Here is a 21,770-nt window from a genome sequence, read left to right on the forward strand (position 1 = left end):
CTATTTCCTTTCTATTCGTTAATCGGATTATTTATTGAATTGAAAACATCAATCGTCTGTTTCCGATTGAGTTCACGTGGTTTAAGCCTAGGTGCCCCCATTTTGTAAAATTCAGTGCGTGACCGAACGTCCTTAATGCTATTGCCAAACAATTCAACGTAATATTTTTTTGAACTGTAAAGATCTGTGCGACATTCAATGTTATCTGCCGCTGCGATTTTTTCAGTTAAATCTCTAGCTCTGCGTATTCCTGCAGGACTAGAATCGCATTTTTGGCGCAAATAGCGCCAATACTGTTGATTATTTGACATATCTATTTTTGAAGCCATTGATATGTAGGAACAGTCTTCAACGTAAGTACGACTTACCTTGGTTAAGCTATCTTGCCATTCTCTTAAGCCAGAGTCGGGCAAATTGAATAAGTCTGTTGAATCTAGTTGTAGAAAACGTGAAGCTTTACCATTTACATAAGTTAAAATGCCATCTTCAGTACAATTGATTGGCATATTCAATGACAAGGTGTTTTTTAGTTCTCTTTCAGCTTCTTTTTGCTTTTTTCGCTTATTATTAATCAAAGAATTTGTTCCCTCCTTTTCCTTAGTTTGTAACTTTTCTTGTGATTCATTAGTTACGCTTATTGGTAAATACTTAGCAGTATCTTGTAATAAAACAAAAAACAGTACCCGCCAATTTCTCATATTGGGTGCTGCTTTTGTTCTTTTAACTATGCTAATTCCAATTAACAATCCGCATATTCCTACTATAATTTGGACAGTTTGAGCTACATTAAAAATTTGACTAATTCTAATGCTGAATAGTATGCAAAATAAGATGATTACAATATCAACAACGGGTGCAAACCAAAACATTATTGCTGCTTTAGTTGTTTTTGGAATCATCATCTGCTTACGATTATAATTATCCATTCATTGACCCTCCCTACTTTCTTGCTCTTGGTGGTTTAGGCTGTGAATTATTATTATCTCGAAGTTGATGTACCCGTGATTGAGGTTGTTGTTCATTTTTGGTATATTCACTAATTGGTCTATCTTTAATATCACTTGTTTTAGCTGAACTCTTGTTATTTGAAGGCATAAATTTGGTACCGTCAAGATTAATGCTAGGCACGCCATTACTACGTACATTATTAATATCTTGAGACCACTCATCTTCTGTGTACGGCAATTTAGTTATTGGATTGAAATTAATTGGTTCATAATTGCTGTCTTTAGATAATAAATCATTATATTTATCATATTGAGCAGCCATTTTTTTCCAAGTCGAAAAATCGTTTGCCTTTGTCGGCTGCTTTTTACTATTTGGATCTTCATTAGTAGCTGATCCATACGTACTAACAGGCTGATCATACAACGAACTGTAATTATCTTCTTCAGAATTATCATTATTAATATCATTAGGCTTTTTAAAATCTTCTTGTGGCTTGTTAACCGAATTGTTTTCATTGTCGGAAGCGCCAAAGATTTTTGCAACTTTGCCTGCAAATCCTTCATATCCAGTTTGTGCTTCATCTAAAGCTTTGCTTGCCTTATTCTGAATATCAGTTGCCTTCTTCATTGCTTGCGGTGTTTGCGTCAATGGCGGCAAACCGTCCGTGGTTATATTTCCATTATCTGAATTATTAATGTTAGATAATATCTTGTTACCACTCTGATCAAAACCTGCCATCTTGTTAATTGCATTTTGTCTTGCGCCTTGTTGAGCTTGCTTCTTTGCCGCTCTCTGAATGCTTCCAGTTGTGTTAAGCTTGTCTGCCATACCACTGATCTTATTTTTAGCACGACTAGGTACACTCAATGCAGCTGCACCTAAATTAGCAGTTTGTTGTCCTAAATAAAATGCGGAACCCATTGCTCTTAAGCCACGCTGTGCGCCTGTATCAACGTTAAAGAATTCTGCGACTTTGCTATTACCAGTTATTAACATTACCGTTGCCGCTAACATGAATATTGCAAATCCCCATACGCCCTTGATACTCGCATTAGCCCATGTACATGCTGCTTGATAGAACGCCAATTCAAATGCTTGTAAACTAACTAGTAATATTGCAGAGGTTAATGATGTAATAACCCGTTTAGTCTTTTGTCCCGTATCAAGATCAGTTGCAGTGATTACTGTACTTAAAATATCAATTACTACAATGTCGATAAATGATTTCACAATTGCATATCCTGCAAATAGAGAAGCAATTGTTAATGCAAGTAATGCTATTAAAACAGGTAAGAAATTGATCGTAAATCGTTGATAACCGCCGATTGAAAAGCCAAATAGATGCCATATATCAGTAGTATTCCAAGTTGTACCTTTACCTTTTTCCTTAGGCGTGTTTTGGACTGTATACTTTAACCAGCCGTACAAAAAGTGTGTGCCTGGCTTTTTGTCATAGTCCCCTTTTTTATAAGGATGATCTTTCTTTTCTAGTGTGGAATTATCTTTGATTTTTTCATTGTCTAAAATCTCAGTAAAATCAATTTCGCCATTATCAACCTCTTTGCGACTCATATTATTAAGTCCCCAATGTAGCTTGGCTGGAGCTGTTGTTAGCGCATTAGCCGAACTTACGTTTGTACCTGCGAAATTAGTATCAATCATATACTCAAGATCGTTAACATGACTTTTTAAGATATTAAATGGTAACGCACTTGTCCCTTTATTTACCTTACTATTATTAGTACCAAGTAATCCTTGTGCTAAATTGACTGATTCTGACGTAAGCCACGTTGTCATGTTGCCAATATTTGTGATTAAAAAAGCGCTAATAAAGAGTTGGACTATTACATTTTTTACTCGTGGCGCATGATGATCAATAATAATTTTAATTGCAATCCAAATTAAACATAGCACCATTAACCCACCAGCTAGATATTGTCCATACTGCATTAATTTGCCAACTTCACCATTACCATTAACTTGATCGACAAAATTTGACAAATTTAGCATTTGATTCATAAATTCGCTTGTTGCATTGGCGATTCCATAAACTACACTAATAATCCACCATTTAACAGTCGAAAATGCTCTAGTAAAAATATTTGAGTAACCCAAATATTTCAAAGCACTGTGTAGGGCGTTTGTTGGGGCTACATCAGCCAAACTTAATAAGTGACTCATAATTCCCTCCTTTTGTGTAATAAAAAAGGAGCCAACTATTTCTAGTTAGCTCCTTTTTTCTATTATTCTGATTTAAATTCTTTATGATATTCGTTTTCTAAATCTTCTCTCACTTCGTTATCTTCAATACTGTTAAGTGCAACTTTTATTTTTTCAAATTGATCATTATCAAAATATTCCAAAATTTTATTGGCTAAACCAAAATCTATTTCATTTTCTGTTATATAGCCATCGACTGCTTGTGCAAAGGTGGAATTGGCTCTTTTTTCTTCTTCTTCTTCAGTCGGCACTTTACCTATCATCTGCTCATCTGAAATTGGTCCAGTATACTCATTACCCATATCTTTATCTTCCTTTTCTTTATTATCTGTATTTTCCTTTTTATCATTTGCTTGATCATTTGCTTGCCCAATACTATTTTTATAGGCTTCAACTGACCCTGCTGTCGCTGATTTGCTTAAAAAATCTACAAAATTAATTTGTAAATCTTTTAATTTTAAATTTTTATGCAAACATTCAACGTCAACTAATTCATTAGTAGGATCAAACGAATCTTTTAAAAATGTATGGGCATACGGTAACATTGTTTTTTCGGTGTTAAAAATAGGATATGGACGTACCCGATTACCCCATTTATCCTGCCGATGAACCGCTCGTAAAATCAAATCTTCTCCTTCTAACATCTGTTGTAATCGACTAGGAGTAATCAATGATTCTGCTTCTGCTCGTACATTATAATTTATTGATCTCGTTGTTCCTGTATTGCTATTACCAGAACTCCCTGCTTCTACTGTCCTTTGTCCAGCTGCTTTGCTAAATTCAACATTAGTTTGATTGTTAATACATTTAATCAAGAATTGGTTCTGTCCCTGTTCCTTAATCGTTGTTGCCAATTTACCATAATAAGTATTTAGTTGCTCAAACGACTGTAAAAACAGCGAATAATCAATATTACGCCCTGCTGAGACGGTCATTATTTTATCCATGTTCTCAATCGGCTTTAGGTTTCCGAACTCGTCTAAAATAAAATGAACTCTCCTAAAGGTTTTATGATTTGGAACAATCTCACATTGTTTTGCTAATTCAGTATATAACTGATTAATAAAGAAAGTTGCGATTGTACTGTTTGAATCATCATAATCAGGTGTGGCCATAAAAACAGCAATTGGCTTTTCTGAATAAGCAAGACGAAAATCTGTTACTTCTAGTTCATTATACAGCGTTTTAATTATTGCATCATGTTCGCCTTGCTTACCATTAGAATCAGCGAGCTTTATTGAAAACACACTATGTAGTTGCTTACCTTCTGAATTTTCATAGCTTAGTTCAGCCCAATCTCCACTTACTAACTTATCATCAAAATTGCATTCAACAAAACCTGTATGATTACTTTTAATTTTATGTTCAGCAATAATTTTAGACTCAGGCGAATCTTTTGTTGCTGCTTTTCTAAACCGAAGCAACATTTTAGTAGAAGCATATTTTTTCGGTAATCTAAAGCTAAAATATTTTGGAAATCCGATTGATTTTAATTCAAATGAATTCATTGAAGTTAGACAAGCATTTCCAGGGTCTTGAAATGGCTTCAATTGCTCATTAAGAACTGAATTAATAGTAGCTTGTCCATTAGAAACAGAAGCAGCAACTGCCGCATATTGTTGTTTAGCATATGAACCTTGTGGCAAATGAGTAAAATAATCTTCTAGAGCATTATGCGTAATAACCTTAGTGGGACTGACCATCTCATTCCATTTCACAGTACCTGCTTCAATGATGAAGTCAATTGCATTATAGAGTGTAATCCTTTCAGGGTGTTTTTTCTTATCTGGAAAATTATTGGGGTCTAGGCAATATTTAATTAGTTCATATATTACCCCATTTATTTCTCCTTGACCGTCTTTATACGCCCATTCATTCACTCCTTTGTCTTTTTTTAACATAATTTGATAAGTAAGACTATTAATCAGTTGTGACGGATTTTCTCCTTTTTCTACTTGCTTTACGATAATATCTAAAGGATTATATGACATTGAATTCATCTGATTACCAAGATCAAGTAGATATACTTCATAACCCCGTTTTTTCAGAGTCGCAGCTGAGGCATCATATAATTCCTTTTTCGGATCATAGATAACCATTGATGACTGATTTTCGGCACGAGAGAGGTTGTCAATAAATGGTATTACTATCATTTCGCCCTTACCCGACCTACTTGTTCCGACCACAATATTATTGACTGAATCATCATCAATATAATATTGCTTACCATAATGACTAATTGGTATTCCACCATAGCCTGGAAATCTTTTATCTTTGTCAGGAATTGCTTTATATTGTTCCTTGATTTCTTTTAGGGTTGTAAATCTACTGTCTCCCTTTTGGCCATAAGCAATATTGCTAGCCATTCCACCATTAATTCCTGCACCAGCTTTGATTAATACAAATATAGTTAAAATTGCACTGCCAATTAGCAAAACAAATATTTCCTTAAAATTTACCTTACATATTAGTGGATTGAGTCCTAATTCAAGCGCTTTTGCTAATGGAAAAGAGAAATGACCTATCCCTTTTTTGGACTGTTCTTTTAATAGAATACCCAACCAATGCAAACTATTATCAGCGTATAATAGCAACAAAAAGACCATAATTGTTAAAATTATGGTCTTTTTACTAATCATTCCTTGCCCTACTTGAATCTTTTCAGGACTAGGTAATTGCTCGCCGTCTGGACGCCTTTTACTAAGTTTACGTATTTTGTTTTGCGCTGTACCTAGGAAATTTGAAACTCTAGTGAGCCTCACAGTCTCGCCCCCTCATTAATATCCATTTTTTGCTAACCAACCATTATGCCAATCTTTAACGTTATAGAAGGATAAAGCAATTGCATGGCGAGCTACATAACTAACTTTTTCCTTTTGTCTTGGTGTTAATTGTAAATAGATTGACCGCATACCATTTTCATCGTTAGCTGCAACTGCATAGTACAATCTGCTAATCCATGTTGGGTACGCATCATTAATCTCTTTCAATGCTCTAACATCGCCTTGACCTAAAGCACCATCTAGAACATCTATTTTTGCAGACCAATTGTTAGTTGCCCGATACAGAAGCACATTGCTCTTATATGCTTTTTCAGCTTTATTCTTAGAAGGTTGATTTACCACCTGTTTGTTTTTAGTTTGTGCCGCTTCGGATTTATTGCCTTTATTTTTATCTAACAATTTTTCTTGTGCTGTCTGATCTATCTTTGAGTCAGGGTGTGCTGCATTATACCAATAATAACTACCATATCCTGCTGCACCCAGTAATCCTAATAATAGGATAGCAGCTAGGCTATATATATGCTTAGATTTATGTGTTGCTTTACTTTCCCCTTGTTCCTCAGTTTTTTCCAAATCCTTAGTGGAATCAACTGGAATTGGTAATAGATTATTAGCCTTAATATTTCTATCAACCGCTTTATCTAGATCAATCGTTTTACCAGCAACTATTGCTTGTTGTTGCTCCTTTAGTGCTTCTTTAATCGCATTAGCAACACCAACAGACAAAGTCTCCGTCAAGTGAATAGGATATTCTTTATCATGCTGCTCAAGATATTTTAATTCCTGCTCCTTTAACTGATTAGCACGCTTAATTACACTAATTTTTGCTTGTTGTTGCTCAAGCATTTGTTTTGTCTTTTCATCTTTCTTCTTTTGGCGATCAATTCGGCTGCTTTGAGTCTGGACACTTTTTTCTAAATGTTCAAGATTTTTAGCAAATTTAGTTTTATGTTCTTGAAACAGGTTTTCTAATTTTTCATTATATCTATTTTCTGTTTCTTGGTGCATACTACGTAATTTACTATTACGTTTCTGAATTTCTCGTAATCTATATTTTTCCTTAAGCTCTTTTTCTTTAAGCTTTGTATCTTGCTCAACTTGATTGTTACGCTTTTCCACCAAGAGTTGTTGCTCCTTTTCAAACGCTTCTTTGCGGTGGCGCATTTCTTCATCAAGCTGGTTAGTAAAATCAGCAAGTCTACGAGCTTTCTCATCATCTAGCTCTTTATTCTTAGCTTCTATCTTCTGTTGAGCTTCTACTTGATTAGTTTTCTTTTCTTGACTAGCTGCTCCAGTAGTTTCAAATATTTCATTTTTAACTTGACCAGCAACAGTATCTTCGATCAGTGATTGATTAACTTCACTATAATTTTTTTCAAGATCACTAATCGCATCATTTTTTAGTCTAGCCGCTGCACTTTTATATTCTTCAGCTGCATTTTTTAAATGACACTTTTCAAGATCACGCTCTATCTCTGCATTAAGCGTACGTTGATAGCAATCTTGAGGATTATCAATATAACCTAGTCTTCTTTTAATCTCAGTTAAATTAAAAACTTGCTCAGAATTTTTATCCGACACTGCTTGGAAAATATTTTTTTCAGCAATAAAAGTAGAACGAGCTATTATTTCTTCCTCACTTGCTGGTTTTATTTTACTTTCATCATCAATTGTCTGGTGTTGGATATGTGGTAAAAAGTCATTAGGATTGGGAGCAACTTCTTCTTTTATTTTTGCTTTGTTCTCGCTCTTTTTATTAACTTCTTCTTTCTTTGTTATCGGTGCAGTAGTTTCCTCACTTTTACCATTTATTTTAGTTACCTTTGTTGGGGTAACACCCCTCACGGGGCGTTGATCATCTTTGATATTTTCATCTTTATCACTATTTTTTTCCTTTTCTGTATTGAATAAATAATCCATACTGGTTTCAAACGCTTCTTGATCATCATGTAAATCTTTTTCAAGTAAATTAGCTAGTCTAAGTGCCTCTTGCTCATTAGACTCTCCCTTATTATCGTTACATAAGCGATCAGCAATACTTCTTAGTCCTAAATTCTGATCTGATTTCTCAATATGTGCGTCTGATATGGTAAAAACATTTTCTTTATTTGAGTCTTCTGTATCGACTTCTATCCCTAAACTCACTTCTTCGTTATCTTTTAACTTACTAGCTAGTTTTTTAACCATTGCATCGGCAGTACTTACGTCAATTGCTCTACTGGTTTTTAAAACTCGGGTGCCAATCAGCATTTTGCGATAACTTCGTGGCACATTCACAAATTTAATTTTGCTCATTACCAAGCTCCCTCTTTATCATTACTTTTGATTAAGAAAAAATTCCCATTACCCACGGTACTAGAACTGTTGCAACCGCAATCAATACCACGCCGATAATTACATTACCAAGGTGTGCTTTTGCAAGTTGGGCTAAACGACCGCCACCCATAAAAAGCATACCGACAATAATTACTACAACGACTGCCAAAATTCCGCCAAGGGCTTTAAGACCAGGTTGTAAGTTGGTAAATACGTTGGATATTTTCCCAATAAAATCAGGTGCCCCTTTGGCTGCTGCTAAAAATAATTGATTATTTAAGTAATTCATGAGTTACCTCTTCTTCTTTTTTCTATATATTCTATTTATTATTTCTTACGTCTTCTTGTGGGCTTTAATTACCCTATTATGCGTAGTACATTTTGACCACCTGCTTAAACAAAAAAAGTAGCAAATAAGAAGTTTTTAACTACTAATTCGCTACTTACTATTACCTTTTGCCCACCACGTACCCGACCGAGGGAGTTAGTCACACTAAATCTTTATTCTTCCCTACTTACTTATTGCTAGAATCCGTCTTTATCGTTTTTAAACAACAAAAAAAGCCCAGTAATTCATATTTAACTATGATTACTAGGTATTCTTACTTATTTAATTTTAAACTACAAAATATCATGCGTTTCAGTAGCAACAAGTACAAGCACTAATTCTAATTAGGCATTTCAATCCACTTCTGAACGCTTGCCTGCGGACCTTTTGGCTCGACATAAACAATATTAGTCGGGTGGTCTTTGCCGTTAATGATCCAAATTGCCTTGTTTGGTACTCGGATAACACCGCTGTTTTTATCTAGGTACTTCATCAAGTCTGGCGTATTCTTAACACTAGCAGTAATTAACATTCTTAAGTGCTTACCATGCCACTTCTGCGGTTCATTTGCGACCCAGTCAGCGGTATTATTGTCTGTTGTCAATTTTCCAGCAGAAGTTACATCTTTATTATTATCATCAAGATCATAGACTTTGACTTCTTTGAGGTCTAATACGTCCTCTAACGTATCTTTTAATTCTAGCGTCTTACTGTCCTCGCCGTCTGGAGCAGCAACGTCTACCGTATACTTGTAAGGAGCATTGTAATCGACTTGGATAGAGTCTCCTTTGCCGTTACCGTCAGTAGAAACCGCCTTGGTTTGGGAAGTCTGCGTAAACGGTATGTTAGTAGTTGTCTTATTGCTATCGGCAGAACCATTACTTGTAGTTACTTTGGCTTCGTTATAGATAACGGCTTGGTCACTATGCTTCGAATCTTTATGATCAGCAAGACTGACGCCTGACTTAACCGTGCCATCAAATGTAATCTTATACGTTTCACGGTAAAAGTCATCTCCGGCTAAATAATCGCCTTTAGCTATAACTGATAGTTTATTATTAGAATCATTATTAACCGTAAACATGTAAGTTACATCTTGATTTTCAGCATTATAAACGTGGACATTGGAAATATCTAAATCATTATCAAGATTATCAGTAATCATATATTGATCGTATTTAAACTCTGGTCTTACCTCAGGTACGTAATGCGTAATTTGATAATGATATGTTTCATAGCGATTTTTCAAAATATCATGATCAACTGACTTATCAGTCCCAATTTCACTCGGAGTATTAGTTCCTTCGTCCGAATCAGATACAAATTTGGTCGGCTGCATTGGTTTATCTGGTGCAATATGCTTAGTACCATATTGCAAGTATGCGTGATTAAACAAGGTGGCATCGATTGAACTACTTATATCGGTAATTGGATATTCTTTATCGGCATCGGGATCAAACCTGCCCACCATGTTCCAATAACTGGGATCAGCTTCAAGATCGTCTTGATCTTTAATCGCATTTTCACCCGTATTCTCGCCAAAAACCCAATCTATAATAAAACTAGAAGAATTAGAATATGTTGCTGTGAAACCTCCCTTTTTATCCCTAGACCTTAAAGTTCCAGAATTATGTCCATCATCTTCCACCTTAGTATTATGCTGATGTGCGTCAGAATAAATATAATTTTTACCGCCCATCTTTTTATAACTTAACCAAGTATTACCATTATTATCATGATCTCCATATAATATTTGGTCGACATTAGAAAATGTTGTTGGCTCAATACCAACCCACTGATCGCCGTCAATGTCATCAAAAGTCCACGCAGCGGTCATCTTAATTGGTTTATGCGTATCGTGATCTAAATAGTCTAGCCGATACTTAACAGCGCCGTAACCTGGAGTAAACATTTCAAAATCATCTTTTCCAAGTGCTAAATACGCATTTTTAATCGGTACACGAGTGTCCGCCTTACCATTATGATTGGTATCTCTCCATTCATAATTCTGTACCTTCCAATCCATCATGGTGATTTTTACGTCAACTGTGTGACCTTGATAAATTCCAACATTAGAGTAATAGACTCCTACTTTCCCCTTCCATTTATCATTATTCCCTTCATCATCACTCATTTTAAATGCAAACCAGTGTTTAGTTTGTCCTTCTGTGTGACTAACAGATGTACACCAATCTTCATTATTGCCACCAAAGGGTGTTACTTTAGTTATCCCTTGCTTAACCTTGGCGGTAAAAGCATACTGACCAGACAATTTATTCTGATCTGCATTCGTTCCTTTTGGTAAATCAGTCATTTGCGCATTATCTGCATGTACCACATTACCACTAAAATTTAGTCCTGCAGAAACTGCGAGTAATGTTACTAAAGACCCACCAAGCGTTTTAATATAACGCTTAGTTTTAGGCTTTAAATTTAAATTCATTTACTTTTCCTTTCCAATACAAAAAAACGTCACTAAATATTAGTAACGTTTTTTACTATTCAATTAATTTTTTAGTTTGCATTATAAAAGCTGAGCCATTTGGCACTATTACCTGAAACTTCTATAAAAGCAATTCCAACATAAGAATAATTACCACCCCAGTGCGAAACCAGACCTAAGCCAGCAAAGGCTGCTTTGTCATTGTGTCCCAAAATCATTTTATTATAATATTTATCAGCTTTACAGCTATTAAAAATTTGGGTCGCAACGTGTTCTGGGTTCCGATCTTTGAAATTAAATTCTTTGGGTGTAATTTCTCCTACAATGCGACGCCCGTAATAATTATCTTCAATCCAAGTATCTGTCATATCCATACCATTAGCATTCATGGTTGGTAGATACGGTGCTAAAGTAATCTTAGTTGCTCCTGCTAAATCTTGCTCGTAATCCCACATTTTATCTGAGGAGGCACAAATTTTACTAATTAAAGAATCTAATTCAACATTAGTTTTATATGCAGGTAAGCCCTGTTCTACTCTATAATTTTGAATATCTTGCCACAAATAATTCTTTATCTGCGCTAATTCACTATCACTGAAATAAATAATTTGATCATAATCAGGTTCAGTTGCGTATCGATGCAATATGTGTTGCCACTCTTTATCAGTCGGCTTATCTGGTGCCTCGGGTTCTCCAAAATGATTTGGAACACTATTATCTATCCCTTTTTCAGTATCACTAGCTAAAATATAGCTGTTGTCGCCGATTTTATAATACTTAGCCCCGTTAATTACCTTACTTCCAGTCACTGTCCTAAAAGTGCCTTTATTCGCTGTAAACGCCGTTTTCTTGCCGTTACTGTCATAGATTCTAGCAGGATTAATTATCGTTACTTTAAAGTCATCAGTTGTTGAAGAAGTAGCCGAAGTATTTGTATTATCTGGTTTAATAGGCGTTGGATTACTTTCTTCTACAATAAAACTTGCTGTATTTACTTTAATATAGCGCCCGTGACTTAGTTTATAGTATTTCTTACCACGAATAGTCTTCTTGCCATAAGCAGGATAAACATGACCCTTTTTCAAGGTTTTCTTTGTCTTACGCTTGCCACGGCTTGAGTAAACTACTGCATTCTTTGTAAGCTTTACCTTAAAAGCCTTAGCTTTTTTAGCTGCCTGCACTGTCTGCGGTGCATCTGCACCTTGAACATGACCAATTCCAACTGCGCCTACACTTAACAATGCTGCCGAAGCTAAACTAATTAATACTCTCTTCTTCATAACTCTTACCTCTCTTCTTAAGAACTCTAATCTGCATATTCAAAAGCCAATTTTGGATTATCGTTAAATATATCCATCAGCTTAGACACGGCACCCCTTGGAGTATTTCTTCCTGTTTCCCATGACGTTACTGTTTTGGGTGAAACAGCCATTACTTTAGCAAATTCAACCTGCGTTAAATTTAGCTTCTTACGTAGCTGTTTAATAGCCGTAGCGTCATATTTAGGAGATAGGTCGATCGTTTCAACTTGAGTTTCAAAGCCTGGATCATGTCCGTCTAAAAGTTGGTTTAATTCATCTAAACCTTTTAATAGTCTTGATTCTGTCATCACTATTTCCTCCTTAATCGCTTAACAGTCGCTTTTAAAGCATTACGTTCTGCTTTAGAAAGATTTGACTTTTCACTTTTAGCATAAATTGCTACAAAGTAAAGATTATCATGAGTTATAGCAATATAGATTGTTCGATAACTTCCGCTTTTGCCCTGATTATCTTTTTTAGACGCAAATCTAAATTTATATGCACCACCAGTTCCTTCAAGTATTGAGCCAGGAAGTTTTTTACCATGATTATTAATTGGCAAATGTATTACATAGTCCTTAATTTGATTCTGTAAGTTTTTTTTGTCCGCTTGGGTAAGTCCGTACTTTTCCCAATATTCATTAAAAATAGGCGCATATTTAAATTTTATATCTATTCTTTTCATGCTATTCCTTCTACTACTAATAATTATAGTCTATTAAATAGTAGTATGCAAGTAATCAAGTTAGAAAAGTGTATATAAATTACTTCTTAAAAATCTTTTTTACTTTAGATTTAAACACTTTATTATTATTATATAAGTAAAAGCTAATACCAACTATGCCAGCTACTAACATACCGACAATCCAGCCTACATTCTTTAAAATAAAGTGACCTGTCTTAGGTAGTAATCCATTCTTACCTGTTACTGGATTGTTAGTGCCGTCGCCATGTAATGGGCTTTTCGGATTATTTGGATTATCTGGACTATTTGGATTATTCGGGTTATTTGGACTAGCTGGATTTCTTGGATCATCTTTTGGATTATTCGGACCATTTAATTTAGTATGAACAACATTAGTTGGCGTATCTTTACCGTTAATTTGCAAGTGTCCTACATTAGGAATTTGCTTATCTGTATAAGAACTAAGATCAGCGTTAAGCTTCACATTGGCTGCAACTGCTGCATACAATTTCTTACCACTATACTTGGTGGGGTCTTTAGCTGTCCATGTCCAGCTTTCATCTTCATTACTGGTTGTGAGGGCACCGTCATTAGTAATGTTATTACCGTCAGAATCAAGAATTACCACATTCTTTAAGTCTAGAACATTTTCTAGATCGTCACTTAGAACTAATGACTTTATATCAGCGTTATTGCCAATATCAAAAGTTAGGAGATAGTCAACTGCGTCTCCCCTAGCAGCTTCATTATTACCAACTGTAGTTGCATTGATAACCGATTTCAAATCATCAGCGCTAGTTGGAGCAGTTGTTGTTACGCTAGTATCCTTTTGATCATTAATGTTAACCTTTTCTTCTGATTTATATGGTTTAGATAGTGTAGCTAAAGCATCGTTAAATTCTTTATCGCTTACGCTAGAGTTAGCTTTACGGTATGAGCCGTCTGGATTTTGTACTACTAATTTCTTAGCAGCGTTAATTGCCGCATTGTGGGCATTAATATCCATTGCTTGGTTAACCTTATCTCCGCTACTCTGACTGGCTGAGGTTTCTGATTTATTGCCAAAGAATTTTGTCCAATTAGAAGGATCACGGACAATCCCCTTTTTAGCTGTTGGCTCTTCGGTTTTAGGAGTAACAACTGGTGTATTTGACGCTGTATCTTCGCCTGAATCTAGCATATGAGCCGTGTTAGGAATTTCAATCACATTATTCTTAATATACTTTTGCAAATTGGCGTCATTCTTAACTTTTGCCGTTACAACTACAGTATAAGTTTTACCGCCCATTGTCTTTACAACATCATCTTTTGGCTGCCAAATAAAACTTTCCTTGGAATTATCAAGTTTTAAACTACCCTCTGAATCAGTAACATCTTTACCGTCTGGATTTTGTACTACAACCTTTACAAGATCAAGTACATCTTCTAAATCATCGCTAAACTGGACATCTTTCAAAGTCATACCTTGCTTTGGCGTATATTGGATCTTATAGCTATAATCTTTACCAATCTCGACATTATCTTTATCTTCATGATAACTGCCAGACAATCCGTCCACGGCTTTTACTACTTTATTTTTGCCAACAGGAGGCGGCGTAACAATATTGACTTCATTAGACGGCGTATCTTCATTGTTATACTTCATTTTGGCAATATTAGGAATTTGATAGTCCTTTGAAGCTTTGTCAAGATACTTAGATAGATCAACATTCGGTTTAATATTAGCTGTTACATCAACAGTATATGAATGATCTTGCATCTTTACCAAATAATCTTTGGTTGGTTGCCAAACAAAACTCTCCTTATCGCCATCAATCTTTAAATCGCCATCACTTTTAGTTATATCATTGCCCTTGTCATCAGTTACCTTGACTTCTTTGAGGTCTAATACGTCCTCTAGGTCGTCCATAAATTGAAGATTGGTAATATCCTTACCGTTCTTAGGAACCGTGTAAGTGACCCTATAATGGACTGTATCGCCAATATCATACTTGGCTGTATCGACAAATTTACCATTCTTATCTTCAACCTGTTTTAAAACAGTTGGTTTCTTATCATTAGGAGTATGTACTTCAACTTTATTAGACGGTATATCCTTATCATTAATCAGCATATTAGCTACATTGGGGATATTATACTGATTGGTATTCTTATCTAGATACTTAGATAAATCGGCATTTTCATCAAGTTTTACTACAATCCGCATTTTCATTTTTCTAGCAAACCATTTATCAGCTGTACCTGCTTTTGCCTGCCAGCTTATTTTATTGGTTGCTTTATCAAAATCTAGTGTCCCCTGATCAGTTACATCATTACCTTTATCATCATAGATAGTTGCTTTACTATAGATGTAGCAGGGCTCCAATTTATCAAATAATTCTAGTTTCTCAATTTTAGAATCTGCCGATACTTGATAATCAGCATCAAAACTTATATCTTTTCCTTTTTCAAAGATACCATCAGTGCCCAATTTGACTTGTTCTGCCGCCATAGTTTTATTAGGCACTGTTAAAGTATTTTGACTTTGACTATAGATTCCAGCGCCAGCGCCAGTAATTGATAACCCGACCCCCAAACCAACAGCCAATTTTTTTAATTGCTTTTTACTTAAGCGTCTCATTAACTTTCCTTTCTCAAACAAAAAAAGCACCGTTACTAAAAAGTAACGGTGCCGTTAACTATTATTTTTATTTTTAAAAATTAAGCTAAATTATTCTATATAATCAACTCCTTTCAGATTTTATTTTGCTCCATGTAGTAAAAAATATGCTATTCCCCCTACGCCTATAACAAACACAACTACATAATTATTAATCGAAAAATAAAGTAAAAACAGATTAAAGAAAATTAACCCAGCATCTATAATTATCCATTTTCTTGAATATTCAGAAATAAACATAGACAAAACGCCCCATAAAATTACTATAAAAATAAAAATGAACGTTAGAAGTGCCCAGAAAAAAATAGATCCGTGTTCCATAACTATGTTAGCTTTATCAACTGCTGATAAAGAATTGAGATTATTTCCATACTGTAAGCGTAATGAATCTAAAAACCTTCTCAATTCCCAAAATTCGGAAAAGTTAGTTATGCTTACGAAAAACAACACCCAGAAAGTTACTGCTTTATTCTTAATTAATTCTTTAATCATAATTCAATGGTTTCCTATCCGTTAATTATGTAGCTAATAATTACTGCTAATATACCCCAAACAAAAGTTAATTTGGCTAAAATTGTTGTTTGTTCAGCAATTACCCAATGATAGAGCCTATTAATTAACCATAAACTGGTAAAATATAGCCATGCTATACTATTAACTAATATTGCCACATTTATTTCTGCTGGCATAATTAATAACCACGAAAATATGATGGAAAAAAAAGTCCAAATTATATAGAATGCACTATTCTTAACTCTTGTTAAAGATATGACACTAAATAGAAATATGAAAAGCGAGCCAAAAAGATTTAACATTGTACTATGTAATAAATCTATTGTATTAGCTTTTATAATTAACTTAGCTAATTCTCTCAACCAGTTTACTTTAGCCAGTAAATACAAGAGACCACCTGTATGGTTGCTGCAAGCCAATATCAACAAACTTGATGATATTAGCCCAAGTGCTAACGCTAGAAAAAGTATGGGGAAATTAATTTGATTTGAAAAACAAATCATAATCTGCTTTTTTATTTTTGTTAAATACTTTTGCATTACTATATCCTTCATATTTTGGCATTACCGATTAACCCATGATAAAGCCTATTAATTAACCACAAACCTGAAAAATATAGCCAGGTTGTGACAGAAATTAAAAACACTAAGTTTAATGATTGATCTAAAAGCAATCTTGGTATTAATAAAAATACGTTTATTAATGACCAAATAGTATATAAATTTAAGCCTTTTTTACTTGCCAAAAAGCAAGCTAGAAATATTAACCAATATATTCCCACAGTTATTAATGAAATACTGCTTACCTTATCCGCTAACTTAGCTTGAACAATGAGATTAGCAAATGATTTTGCCCCTTTTAGGCTAGATAGAAAATACCATATTTTTTCAGTTTTTCCACTAGTAACCAGTATTATTTGACCAGCCTGTATCAATCCTAAACCAATAGATATAAATAAAAGTTTTATATCTATTTGTCGTTTTAAAAATTTTTTGATGGAAACACTTTTATGTTCTTTTTTATTCATAGTTCACTTGTTTCTTCTCAAACTTTTTAAACTTATTGATCAAGATCAAACTTACTTTTAGTATAGCGCACTTATTACTAATCATAATATCCGCTATTCCAAGTAAGTACAAAGAAAATCTTTATTTTTACCTGTGTTCTCAAATATTATTTGACCAAGTTTTTCTAGTTTTATCTTATTTTCTTTCGTCACACACTTTCCTTTGAGTAAAAAAAGAAGTTACATAAGTGTAACTTCTTTAGCCTTCAAATCTCTAATCTGTTTAATCATCTCAAGTTTAGCTTTAAAGTCTAATCTCATATGTATATTAATTTTGAGGTAAGGTCACTTCTAACGAAACATCGCCAGCCATAATTCGATGTGCATAAGCTATTCCTAGCGCTCCAATAAAATCATCATTGCTGATTTTATTATTGCTATAAATATCAGGATATAAGTCTTTGATCCAATTCATCATTTTTTGATAACCATTAGCATCTATCTCCATTGTAATAGTTGTTAATGCTGATCCTGTATTAGTAGCTAACCATGATGGTAGCCTTACACGTCCCCACTTTTGACGTTCCTTAGAATCTGCTTTTTTTAAAATCATTTCCTTTTTTAATTCACGAAAAGCATATTTTACTATTGTTTTCATTGTGCTTGGCGGTGCTACAGTTGCTTTCATTTTTTTTGCCAAGCTCTGGGTAAAGCTCTCTAACATATCATTAACTTTGTTATATTCAGTTTGTGGTACTCTGATTATTAGCCGTTTTCTCATTCTAATTCCCCTTGCTGTTTAATTCCCTATTTTTTATCAAATACAAATTTAGAACCCAATTTTCCACCTTTAATTGACTGAATTAATAAAAATGCTTGGTAGCTCATAAATGTTTGACGAATGTTACCATCACATTTAGCAATTTCTGGATATAATTCTTGCTCATTATTTAATAAATTAGTAAAAGTCTTGATTGGTACATTTGCTACAAGCGCATAATTATTACTTTTAATCTTATTAAGTTCATATTGTACTTCCCAAAAATCTGCAACTACTTTTTTGAAATCAAAAGTATCTCTACAATTCGCTTCTTCCTTCAATTCCTCATTGGCAAAGAAAAAAATCATTGTAGCAATAAAATCTTGCTCATCTTCTTTTGATATTTCAAAATTTGTGCGACAAAATTTCTCAATTACTTCATATTCTTGTTTCAAAATATGGAACTTAACTTTTAACCAATTGGTATTTTTGATCTTTTCTTGCACCCTTCGAGCCCTCTTTAAATAATTAAAAAAGGAGGTTACTTCGCATAACCTCCTTATTCTTTTCTTGGTAATTTCTCGTAATATTCATTATCTTTCAATTTGTATTCTGGTGGCACATGACCTATATAGGTCACTCTTCCATCTTTTTCTTTTTTTAAAACTGCTCTTGCCATATTATCCCTCTTTATTAAATCAATATTTGAATATCGTCTTTATATTTTTTGAAGCACTATGCAAGCTTTGCGAACCTGTTAAATGTCCTCTGATAAATAATCGTCCTTGACCCGTCCAATCACATGTAAACATTGATATAACAGGCTTTTTCTGGAATTTTTTACGATTAAATGTAAGACGAAGATTATAAGCATTGATAAAATAAGCCTGATCAACTTGATAGTAATAAACATTTTTAAAGTCTGTTAGAAAAATAAGAGTACCTTTAGCTAATTGACCATTAACTTTTGCCGTATAAAGCGGGCTAAAATAGCTTGTGCCATCGTCCATATTGTGACCTGCAAGTGGATAATTGTTCTTCCCCATTTTTTGATCAGCCCTAAACGTACCAGCGCCTAGTGCCAATTCATCATTACCAACGCCTTTAAAGATGTTGAGTAAAACATGCTTTTCTGGGATAGCAATTTGACCAACGGCTCGGTAATCACGCCGACAACGCCAAGCATGTAGCAAAGAGTTAGGAGAAATAGGCTTGACCTGTTTCAAATTATAGTTAGGTTTATGCTTTTGCTTATTGTGTCTAGCTTGTTTTAGATACGTTTCAGCATTTGAAACAGAGTAAGCCGCCTTACCTTGAAATTGATCGAAATTAAGCGCAACAGTGGCTGCTCCTAATAGCAGAATTATAATTATGATTCCTGCAATATTTCTCCATCTTTTCATGTTTTTTCTTTCTTGATCTTCTTATTCAAAATGAATATGCTCAACTTTCATACGTTTATATGCTTCTTTTTCTAGTTTTTCGTATGCTAACTCTATTATTTGCTTATAAATCTTTGACTTTTTATTTGTAATAGCTGTCTTAAAGCTGTCCCAAATAATGCTTTCTTGCCATTCTTCATAACTTATATGCTTTGTCTGTTCCAAATACGCCTTTACAATCGGATCGATTGTTTTGGTGCTTCTTTTAGTTGGCAATGTAATCTCATCCTTTCTTTTTGGATTAATTAGACAAATTGGGCATAGTCTGCCCTTTTATATATTTTTATGGCTTAATATTATTTTTGTTATTGTAAGCATCAACCGAATTGGATTTCTCTGACTTATAGTCAAAATTAAGTGTTATTTCAAAGGCTCTCATTCACATGTTAATTGCCCAATTATTGGACAAAAAGGCGCACCTTTGACTTTCCACTTAGCGTCTAGCTAATCACTGATCTATTAATTATTTGAGCGTGTTTAAATGTGAGGTTAGTTATGCTAATCGTTTTAATAGATGACGGTACTTTAAGGATTCCTAAGTGTTATTAACACCGTCCCTCCCAAAAGTCCTTTACAGCAGCGACATTATAGTTTACAAGGCATTTCCTCCTAGAAAATTCTTTTTAAATCAAATTTTCTATAACTCTTAACAGCTACATTTCAGATATATTTAACGTTGCCTATGGTTATTAAGCGTAGGCTTTTGTGCTTCTTCGTCCTGGAAGCAAAGCGAGGACAGTTTTGGAGCAACTGACAACCGCCGTTCAGCAGATCATAATTGTTTAACGATCAAGACAATTATTTCTTATCACTCCGGCTAATTCGTAGCGTTCCTGTTCTTTCCAGTGGTTTCCAATGTTTTACCACGCCTTAGGTTTATCCGCTTGGCAAGGTGCAGTGTTGCAGCGACAATCGTTCTTTTGACATTTTGGCAATTCAATGTTGTGCCAGTTATCAAAATACTAATTGACCTTGTTTTCCAAGTTTCAGCACAAATAATCAGGTTACTAAATGTGCCACCAGTAATATCGAATTTTCAATGTACAACGAGCAAAAAAATTACTCTAAAGAAGTAAAGGGCGTTGCGTCCCATCTGCTTTGCTGCAGTTGTCTGTGCAATACTTCTAAAATTATAATCGATTTTTATTGCGTAAATATGATCGTAATTCTTGCTTAATATTCGGGGTATCTTCATCTGTCATCTTTTCAACAATTGTTTGATAATCGCCTAAAGCAGCTTCAACTTCTTTTTGTTCTGTTCTTAATCTTGCCAATTGACGTTGTACCTGCTTTAGCTTTCGGCGATTTCGATGTGTTGTAGGTTGAATTTCTAATTTTTCTTGCTGGTTTTGCACTTTTCTTATTTGTCCACTAATACCATTTATTTTAGTTTGATATTGTTTTTCTACTTTTTGCGGTGTCGCAATTGTTTTTTTGATTAATTCAGCTGTCTTTGTATAATCTCTTATTTTCATTAGTAAATAAGCACCAAACATACACCCAATAAATATTTCCATACTGTTCACTTTTACACCTAATCCCTATAACCCTTTGTACACAGACAATAAAAAAGCGATCACTGCTATAAATACAATTGTTAAAAGTATTGACGTAATGATTAAGCCATTATTAACGAAATTATCTAAAGCTTGATTTAGTTGCCACCAGAAACCGAAAATTTTGCCGCTATTAGCCATTTTGGCAACAAAGATAATGAATATCATAAAAAGCAGCCATAATGCTAAGCATAACTTTACGTGTAGCATTGCAAAGGTACAAAGTTTATCAAGTAATTCAAAAACAAAATTGAATATTAGATTGATAAATTTCATTTCATGGTTCCTTCTTAAACCTGCGACACCAGACTAACGATTCTCTTTTCTTGGAATATACATTTTTGCGATAACACACGGGATTACCTTGTAAATCATAGCCTGCTTGCATATTTTGATAAACAAAATTAAGAGGTTGCACTATTCCAATATATTTGTGTCGCTCTGAGACAACAATTTCTTGGTTTTCTTCAATTTGATAAAAATTGCCGTCTTGACCATTAATCCAGATTTTGCCAAACATTTTTACCTTAACAATTTTTTCAAAAAGTTGGTTAATTGAAATTTTTTTAACATAACGTCTTCTTTTTTGTGTAGTTCCGCTTTTTCTCATGATTTGTTGACCATTTTACTCATTTCGCCAACTAATTTTATTTCTAGGTTTATTTTTTTAACCATAAAATTTCCCTCTAACAACTATTGTCACTTGATAAATTACATTTCCTAGACCGCCATAACTTAAGAGTTGTGGCGGTAAAAAATTGATGTTATAATATGATTAGTTACTAACATAGCACAGCTTACCGCCAAGAA

At 34.1% G+C, this 21,770-nt stretch carries 20 protein-coding genes; all 20 read right to left on the reverse strand.

The genetic code is table 11. The features are described 5' to 3' along the window. Nucleotides 1-11: 11 nt before the first annotated feature. The 20 genes from F5ESL0237_RS07725 to F5ESL0237_RS07820 all read right to left on the reverse strand — a co-directional run bounded on the left by F5ESL0237_RS07725 (nt 12) and on the right by F5ESL0237_RS07820 (nt 21,570). The gene (locus F5ESL0237_RS07725; protein ID WP_122025128.1) at nt 12-926 is read right to left on the reverse strand and encodes a hypothetical protein; all 915 of its coding nucleotides are present in this window, start codon (nt 924-926) and stop codon (nt 12-14) included. A 13-nt stretch (nt 927-939) separates the two neighbouring features. Next, nucleotides 940-3,129, reverse strand: coding sequence for a pLS20_p028 family conjugation system transmembrane protein (locus F5ESL0237_RS07730; RefSeq protein WP_122025129.1), 2,190 nt, complete (start codon nt 3,127-3,129; stop codon nt 940-942). 62 nt (nt 3,130-3,191) lie between these two features. Further along, nucleotides 3,192-5,930, reverse strand: coding sequence for a VirD4-like conjugal transfer protein, CD1115 family (locus tag F5ESL0237_RS07735; protein ID WP_122025130.1), 2,739 nt, complete (start codon nt 5,928-5,930; stop codon nt 3,192-3,194). A 15-nt stretch (nt 5,931-5,945) separates the two neighbouring features. Then, nucleotides 5,946-8,246 (reverse strand): hypothetical protein, encoded by a 2,301-nt coding sequence (locus F5ESL0237_RS07740; RefSeq protein WP_122025131.1) that lies wholly within the window; start codon nt 8,244-8,246, stop codon nt 5,946-5,948. A gap of 31 nt (nt 8,247-8,277) precedes the next feature. Continuing rightward, nucleotides 8,278-8,556, reverse strand: a complete 279-nt coding sequence (locus F5ESL0237_RS07745) for a TrbC/VirB2 family protein (RefSeq protein ID WP_122025132.1) — start codon at nt 8,554-8,556, stop codon at nt 8,278-8,280. 379 nt (nt 8,557-8,935) lie between these two features. Then, complete coding sequence (locus tag F5ESL0237_RS07750) at nt 8,936-11,038, reverse strand: isopeptide-forming domain-containing fimbrial protein (protein WP_122025133.1); 2,103 nt, start codon at nt 11,036-11,038, stop codon at nt 8,936-8,938. A gap of 71 nt (nt 11,039-11,109) precedes the next feature. Further along, on the reverse strand, nt 11,110-12,318 hold the full coding sequence (locus F5ESL0237_RS07755) for an SLAP domain-containing protein (RefSeq protein ID WP_122025134.1): 1,209 nt from the start codon (nt 12,316-12,318) through the stop codon (nt 11,110-11,112). Nucleotides 12,319-12,344: 26 nt separating this feature from the next. Next, entirely contained in the window at nt 12,345-12,647 is a 303-nt protein-coding gene (locus tag F5ESL0237_RS07760) for a DNA-binding transcriptional regulator (RefSeq protein WP_122025135.1), read from the reverse strand. A 2-nt stretch (nt 12,648-12,649) separates the two neighbouring features. After that, nucleotides 12,650-13,024, reverse strand: coding sequence for a type II toxin-antitoxin system RelE/ParE family toxin (locus tag F5ESL0237_RS07765; protein WP_122025136.1), 375 nt, complete (start codon nt 13,022-13,024; stop codon nt 12,650-12,652). Between the two features lie 79 nt (nt 13,025-13,103). Further along, nucleotides 13,104-15,644, reverse strand: coding sequence for an isopeptide-forming domain-containing fimbrial protein (locus F5ESL0237_RS08550; protein ID WP_122025137.1), 2,541 nt, complete (start codon nt 15,642-15,644; stop codon nt 13,104-13,106). Between the two features lie 120 nt (nt 15,645-15,764). Then, nucleotides 15,765-16,175: a hypothetical protein gene (locus tag F5ESL0237_RS07775; RefSeq protein WP_122025138.1), complete on the reverse strand. Its 411-nt coding sequence runs from the start codon at nt 16,173-16,175 to the stop codon at nt 15,765-15,767. A gap of 14 nt (nt 16,176-16,189) precedes the next feature. Continuing rightward, nucleotides 16,190-16,735: a hypothetical protein gene (locus F5ESL0237_RS07780; protein ID WP_122025139.1), complete on the reverse strand. Its 546-nt coding sequence runs from the start codon at nt 16,733-16,735 to the stop codon at nt 16,190-16,192. An 11-nt stretch (nt 16,736-16,746) separates the two neighbouring features. Next, the gene (locus F5ESL0237_RS07785) at nt 16,747-17,223 is read right to left on the reverse strand and encodes a hypothetical protein (protein ID WP_122025140.1); all 477 of its coding nucleotides are present in this window, start codon (nt 17,221-17,223) and stop codon (nt 16,747-16,749) included. 307 nt (nt 17,224-17,530) lie between these two features. After that, on the reverse strand, nt 17,531-17,983 hold the full coding sequence (locus F5ESL0237_RS07790) for a hypothetical protein (RefSeq protein WP_122025141.1): 453 nt from the start codon (nt 17,981-17,983) through the stop codon (nt 17,531-17,533). A 26-nt stretch (nt 17,984-18,009) separates the two neighbouring features. Further along, complete coding sequence (locus F5ESL0237_RS07795) at nt 18,010-18,468, reverse strand: hypothetical protein (RefSeq protein ID WP_122025142.1); 459 nt, start codon at nt 18,466-18,468, stop codon at nt 18,010-18,012. Between the two features lie 192 nt (nt 18,469-18,660). After that, nucleotides 18,661-19,365 (reverse strand): class A sortase, encoded by a 705-nt coding sequence (locus F5ESL0237_RS07800; RefSeq protein ID WP_122025143.1) that lies wholly within the window; start codon nt 19,363-19,365, stop codon nt 18,661-18,663. A 21-nt stretch (nt 19,366-19,386) separates the two neighbouring features. Beyond that, nucleotides 19,387-19,620, reverse strand: a complete 234-nt coding sequence (locus F5ESL0237_RS07805) for a hypothetical protein (protein ID WP_122025144.1) — start codon at nt 19,618-19,620, stop codon at nt 19,387-19,389. A 914-nt stretch (nt 19,621-20,534) separates the two neighbouring features. Further along, complete coding sequence (locus F5ESL0237_RS07810; RefSeq protein WP_147441003.1) at nt 20,535-20,879, reverse strand: hypothetical protein; 345 nt, start codon at nt 20,877-20,879, stop codon at nt 20,535-20,537. Between the two features lie 66 nt (nt 20,880-20,945). Further along, the gene (locus F5ESL0237_RS07815) at nt 20,946-21,236 is read right to left on the reverse strand and encodes a hypothetical protein (RefSeq protein ID WP_122025146.1); all 291 of its coding nucleotides are present in this window, start codon (nt 21,234-21,236) and stop codon (nt 20,946-20,948) included. 1 nt (nt 21,237) lies between these two features. Continuing rightward, nucleotides 21,238-21,570, reverse strand: a complete 333-nt coding sequence (locus F5ESL0237_RS07820) for a hypothetical protein (RefSeq protein WP_122025147.1) — start codon at nt 21,568-21,570, stop codon at nt 21,238-21,240. Nucleotides 21,571-21,770 lie beyond the last annotated feature (200 nt).

This window comes from Lactobacillus sp. ESL0237, assembly GCF_003692985.1.
GTDB classification, from domain to species: domain Bacteria; phylum Bacillota; class Bacilli; order Lactobacillales; family Lactobacillaceae; genus Lactobacillus; species Lactobacillus bombicola.

Bases quoted from the DNA above. Each gene is read 5' to 3' on its own strand.
- F5ESL0237_RS07725 (WP_122025128.1), bottom strand. From the start codon at position 926: ATGGATAATTATAATCGTAAGCAGATGATGATTCCAAAAACAACTAAA.
- F5ESL0237_RS07730 (WP_122025129.1), bottom strand. From the start codon at position 3,129: ATGAGTCACTTATTAAGTTTGGCTGATGTAGCCCCAACAAACGCCCTA.
- F5ESL0237_RS07740 (WP_122025131.1), bottom strand. From the start codon at position 8,246: ATGAGCAAAATTAAATTTGTGAATGTGCCACGAAGTTATCGCAAAATG.
- F5ESL0237_RS07745 (WP_122025132.1), bottom strand. From the start codon at position 8,556: ATGAATTACTTAAATAATCAATTATTTTTAGCAGCAGCCAAAGGGGCA.
- F5ESL0237_RS07750 (WP_122025133.1), bottom strand. From the start codon at position 11,038: ATGAATTTAAATTTAAAGCCTAAAACTAAGCGTTATATTAAAACGCTT.
- F5ESL0237_RS07755 (WP_122025134.1), bottom strand. From the start codon at position 12,318: ATGAAGAAGAGAGTATTAATTAGTTTAGCTTCGGCAGCATTGTTAAGT.
- F5ESL0237_RS07760 (WP_122025135.1), bottom strand. From the start codon at position 12,647: ATGACAGAATCAAGACTATTAAAAGGTTTAGATGAATTAAACCAACTT.
- F5ESL0237_RS07765 (WP_122025136.1), bottom strand. From the start codon at position 13,024: ATGAAAAGAATAGATATAAAATTTAAATATGCGCCTATTTTTAATGAA.
- F5ESL0237_RS08550 (WP_122025137.1), bottom strand. From the start codon at position 15,644: ATGAGACGCTTAAGTAAAAAGCAATTAAAAAAATTGGCTGTTGGTTTG.
- F5ESL0237_RS07775 (WP_122025138.1), bottom strand. From the start codon at position 16,175: ATGATTAAAGAATTAATTAAGAATAAAGCAGTAACTTTCTGGGTGTTG.
- F5ESL0237_RS07780 (WP_122025139.1), bottom strand. From the start codon at position 16,735: ATGCAAAAGTATTTAACAAAAATAAAAAAGCAGATTATGATTTGTTTT.
- F5ESL0237_RS07785 (WP_122025140.1), bottom strand. From the start codon at position 17,223: ATGAATAAAAAAGAACATAAAAGTGTTTCCATCAAAAAATTTTTAAAA.
- F5ESL0237_RS07790 (WP_122025141.1), bottom strand. From the start codon at position 17,983: ATGAGAAAACGGCTAATAATCAGAGTACCACAAACTGAATATAACAAA.
- F5ESL0237_RS07800 (WP_122025143.1), bottom strand. From the start codon at position 19,365: ATGAAAAGATGGAGAAATATTGCAGGAATCATAATTATAATTCTGCTA.
- F5ESL0237_RS07810 (WP_147441003.1), bottom strand. From the start codon at position 20,879: ATGAAAATAAGAGATTATACAAAGACAGCTGAATTAATCAAAAAAACA.
- F5ESL0237_RS07815 (WP_122025146.1), bottom strand. From the start codon at position 21,236: ATGAAATTTATCAATCTAATATTCAATTTTGTTTTTGAATTACTTGAT.
- F5ESL0237_RS07820 (WP_122025147.1), bottom strand. From the start codon at position 21,570: ATGAGAAAAAGCGGAACTACACAAAAAAGAAGACGTTATGTTAAAAAA.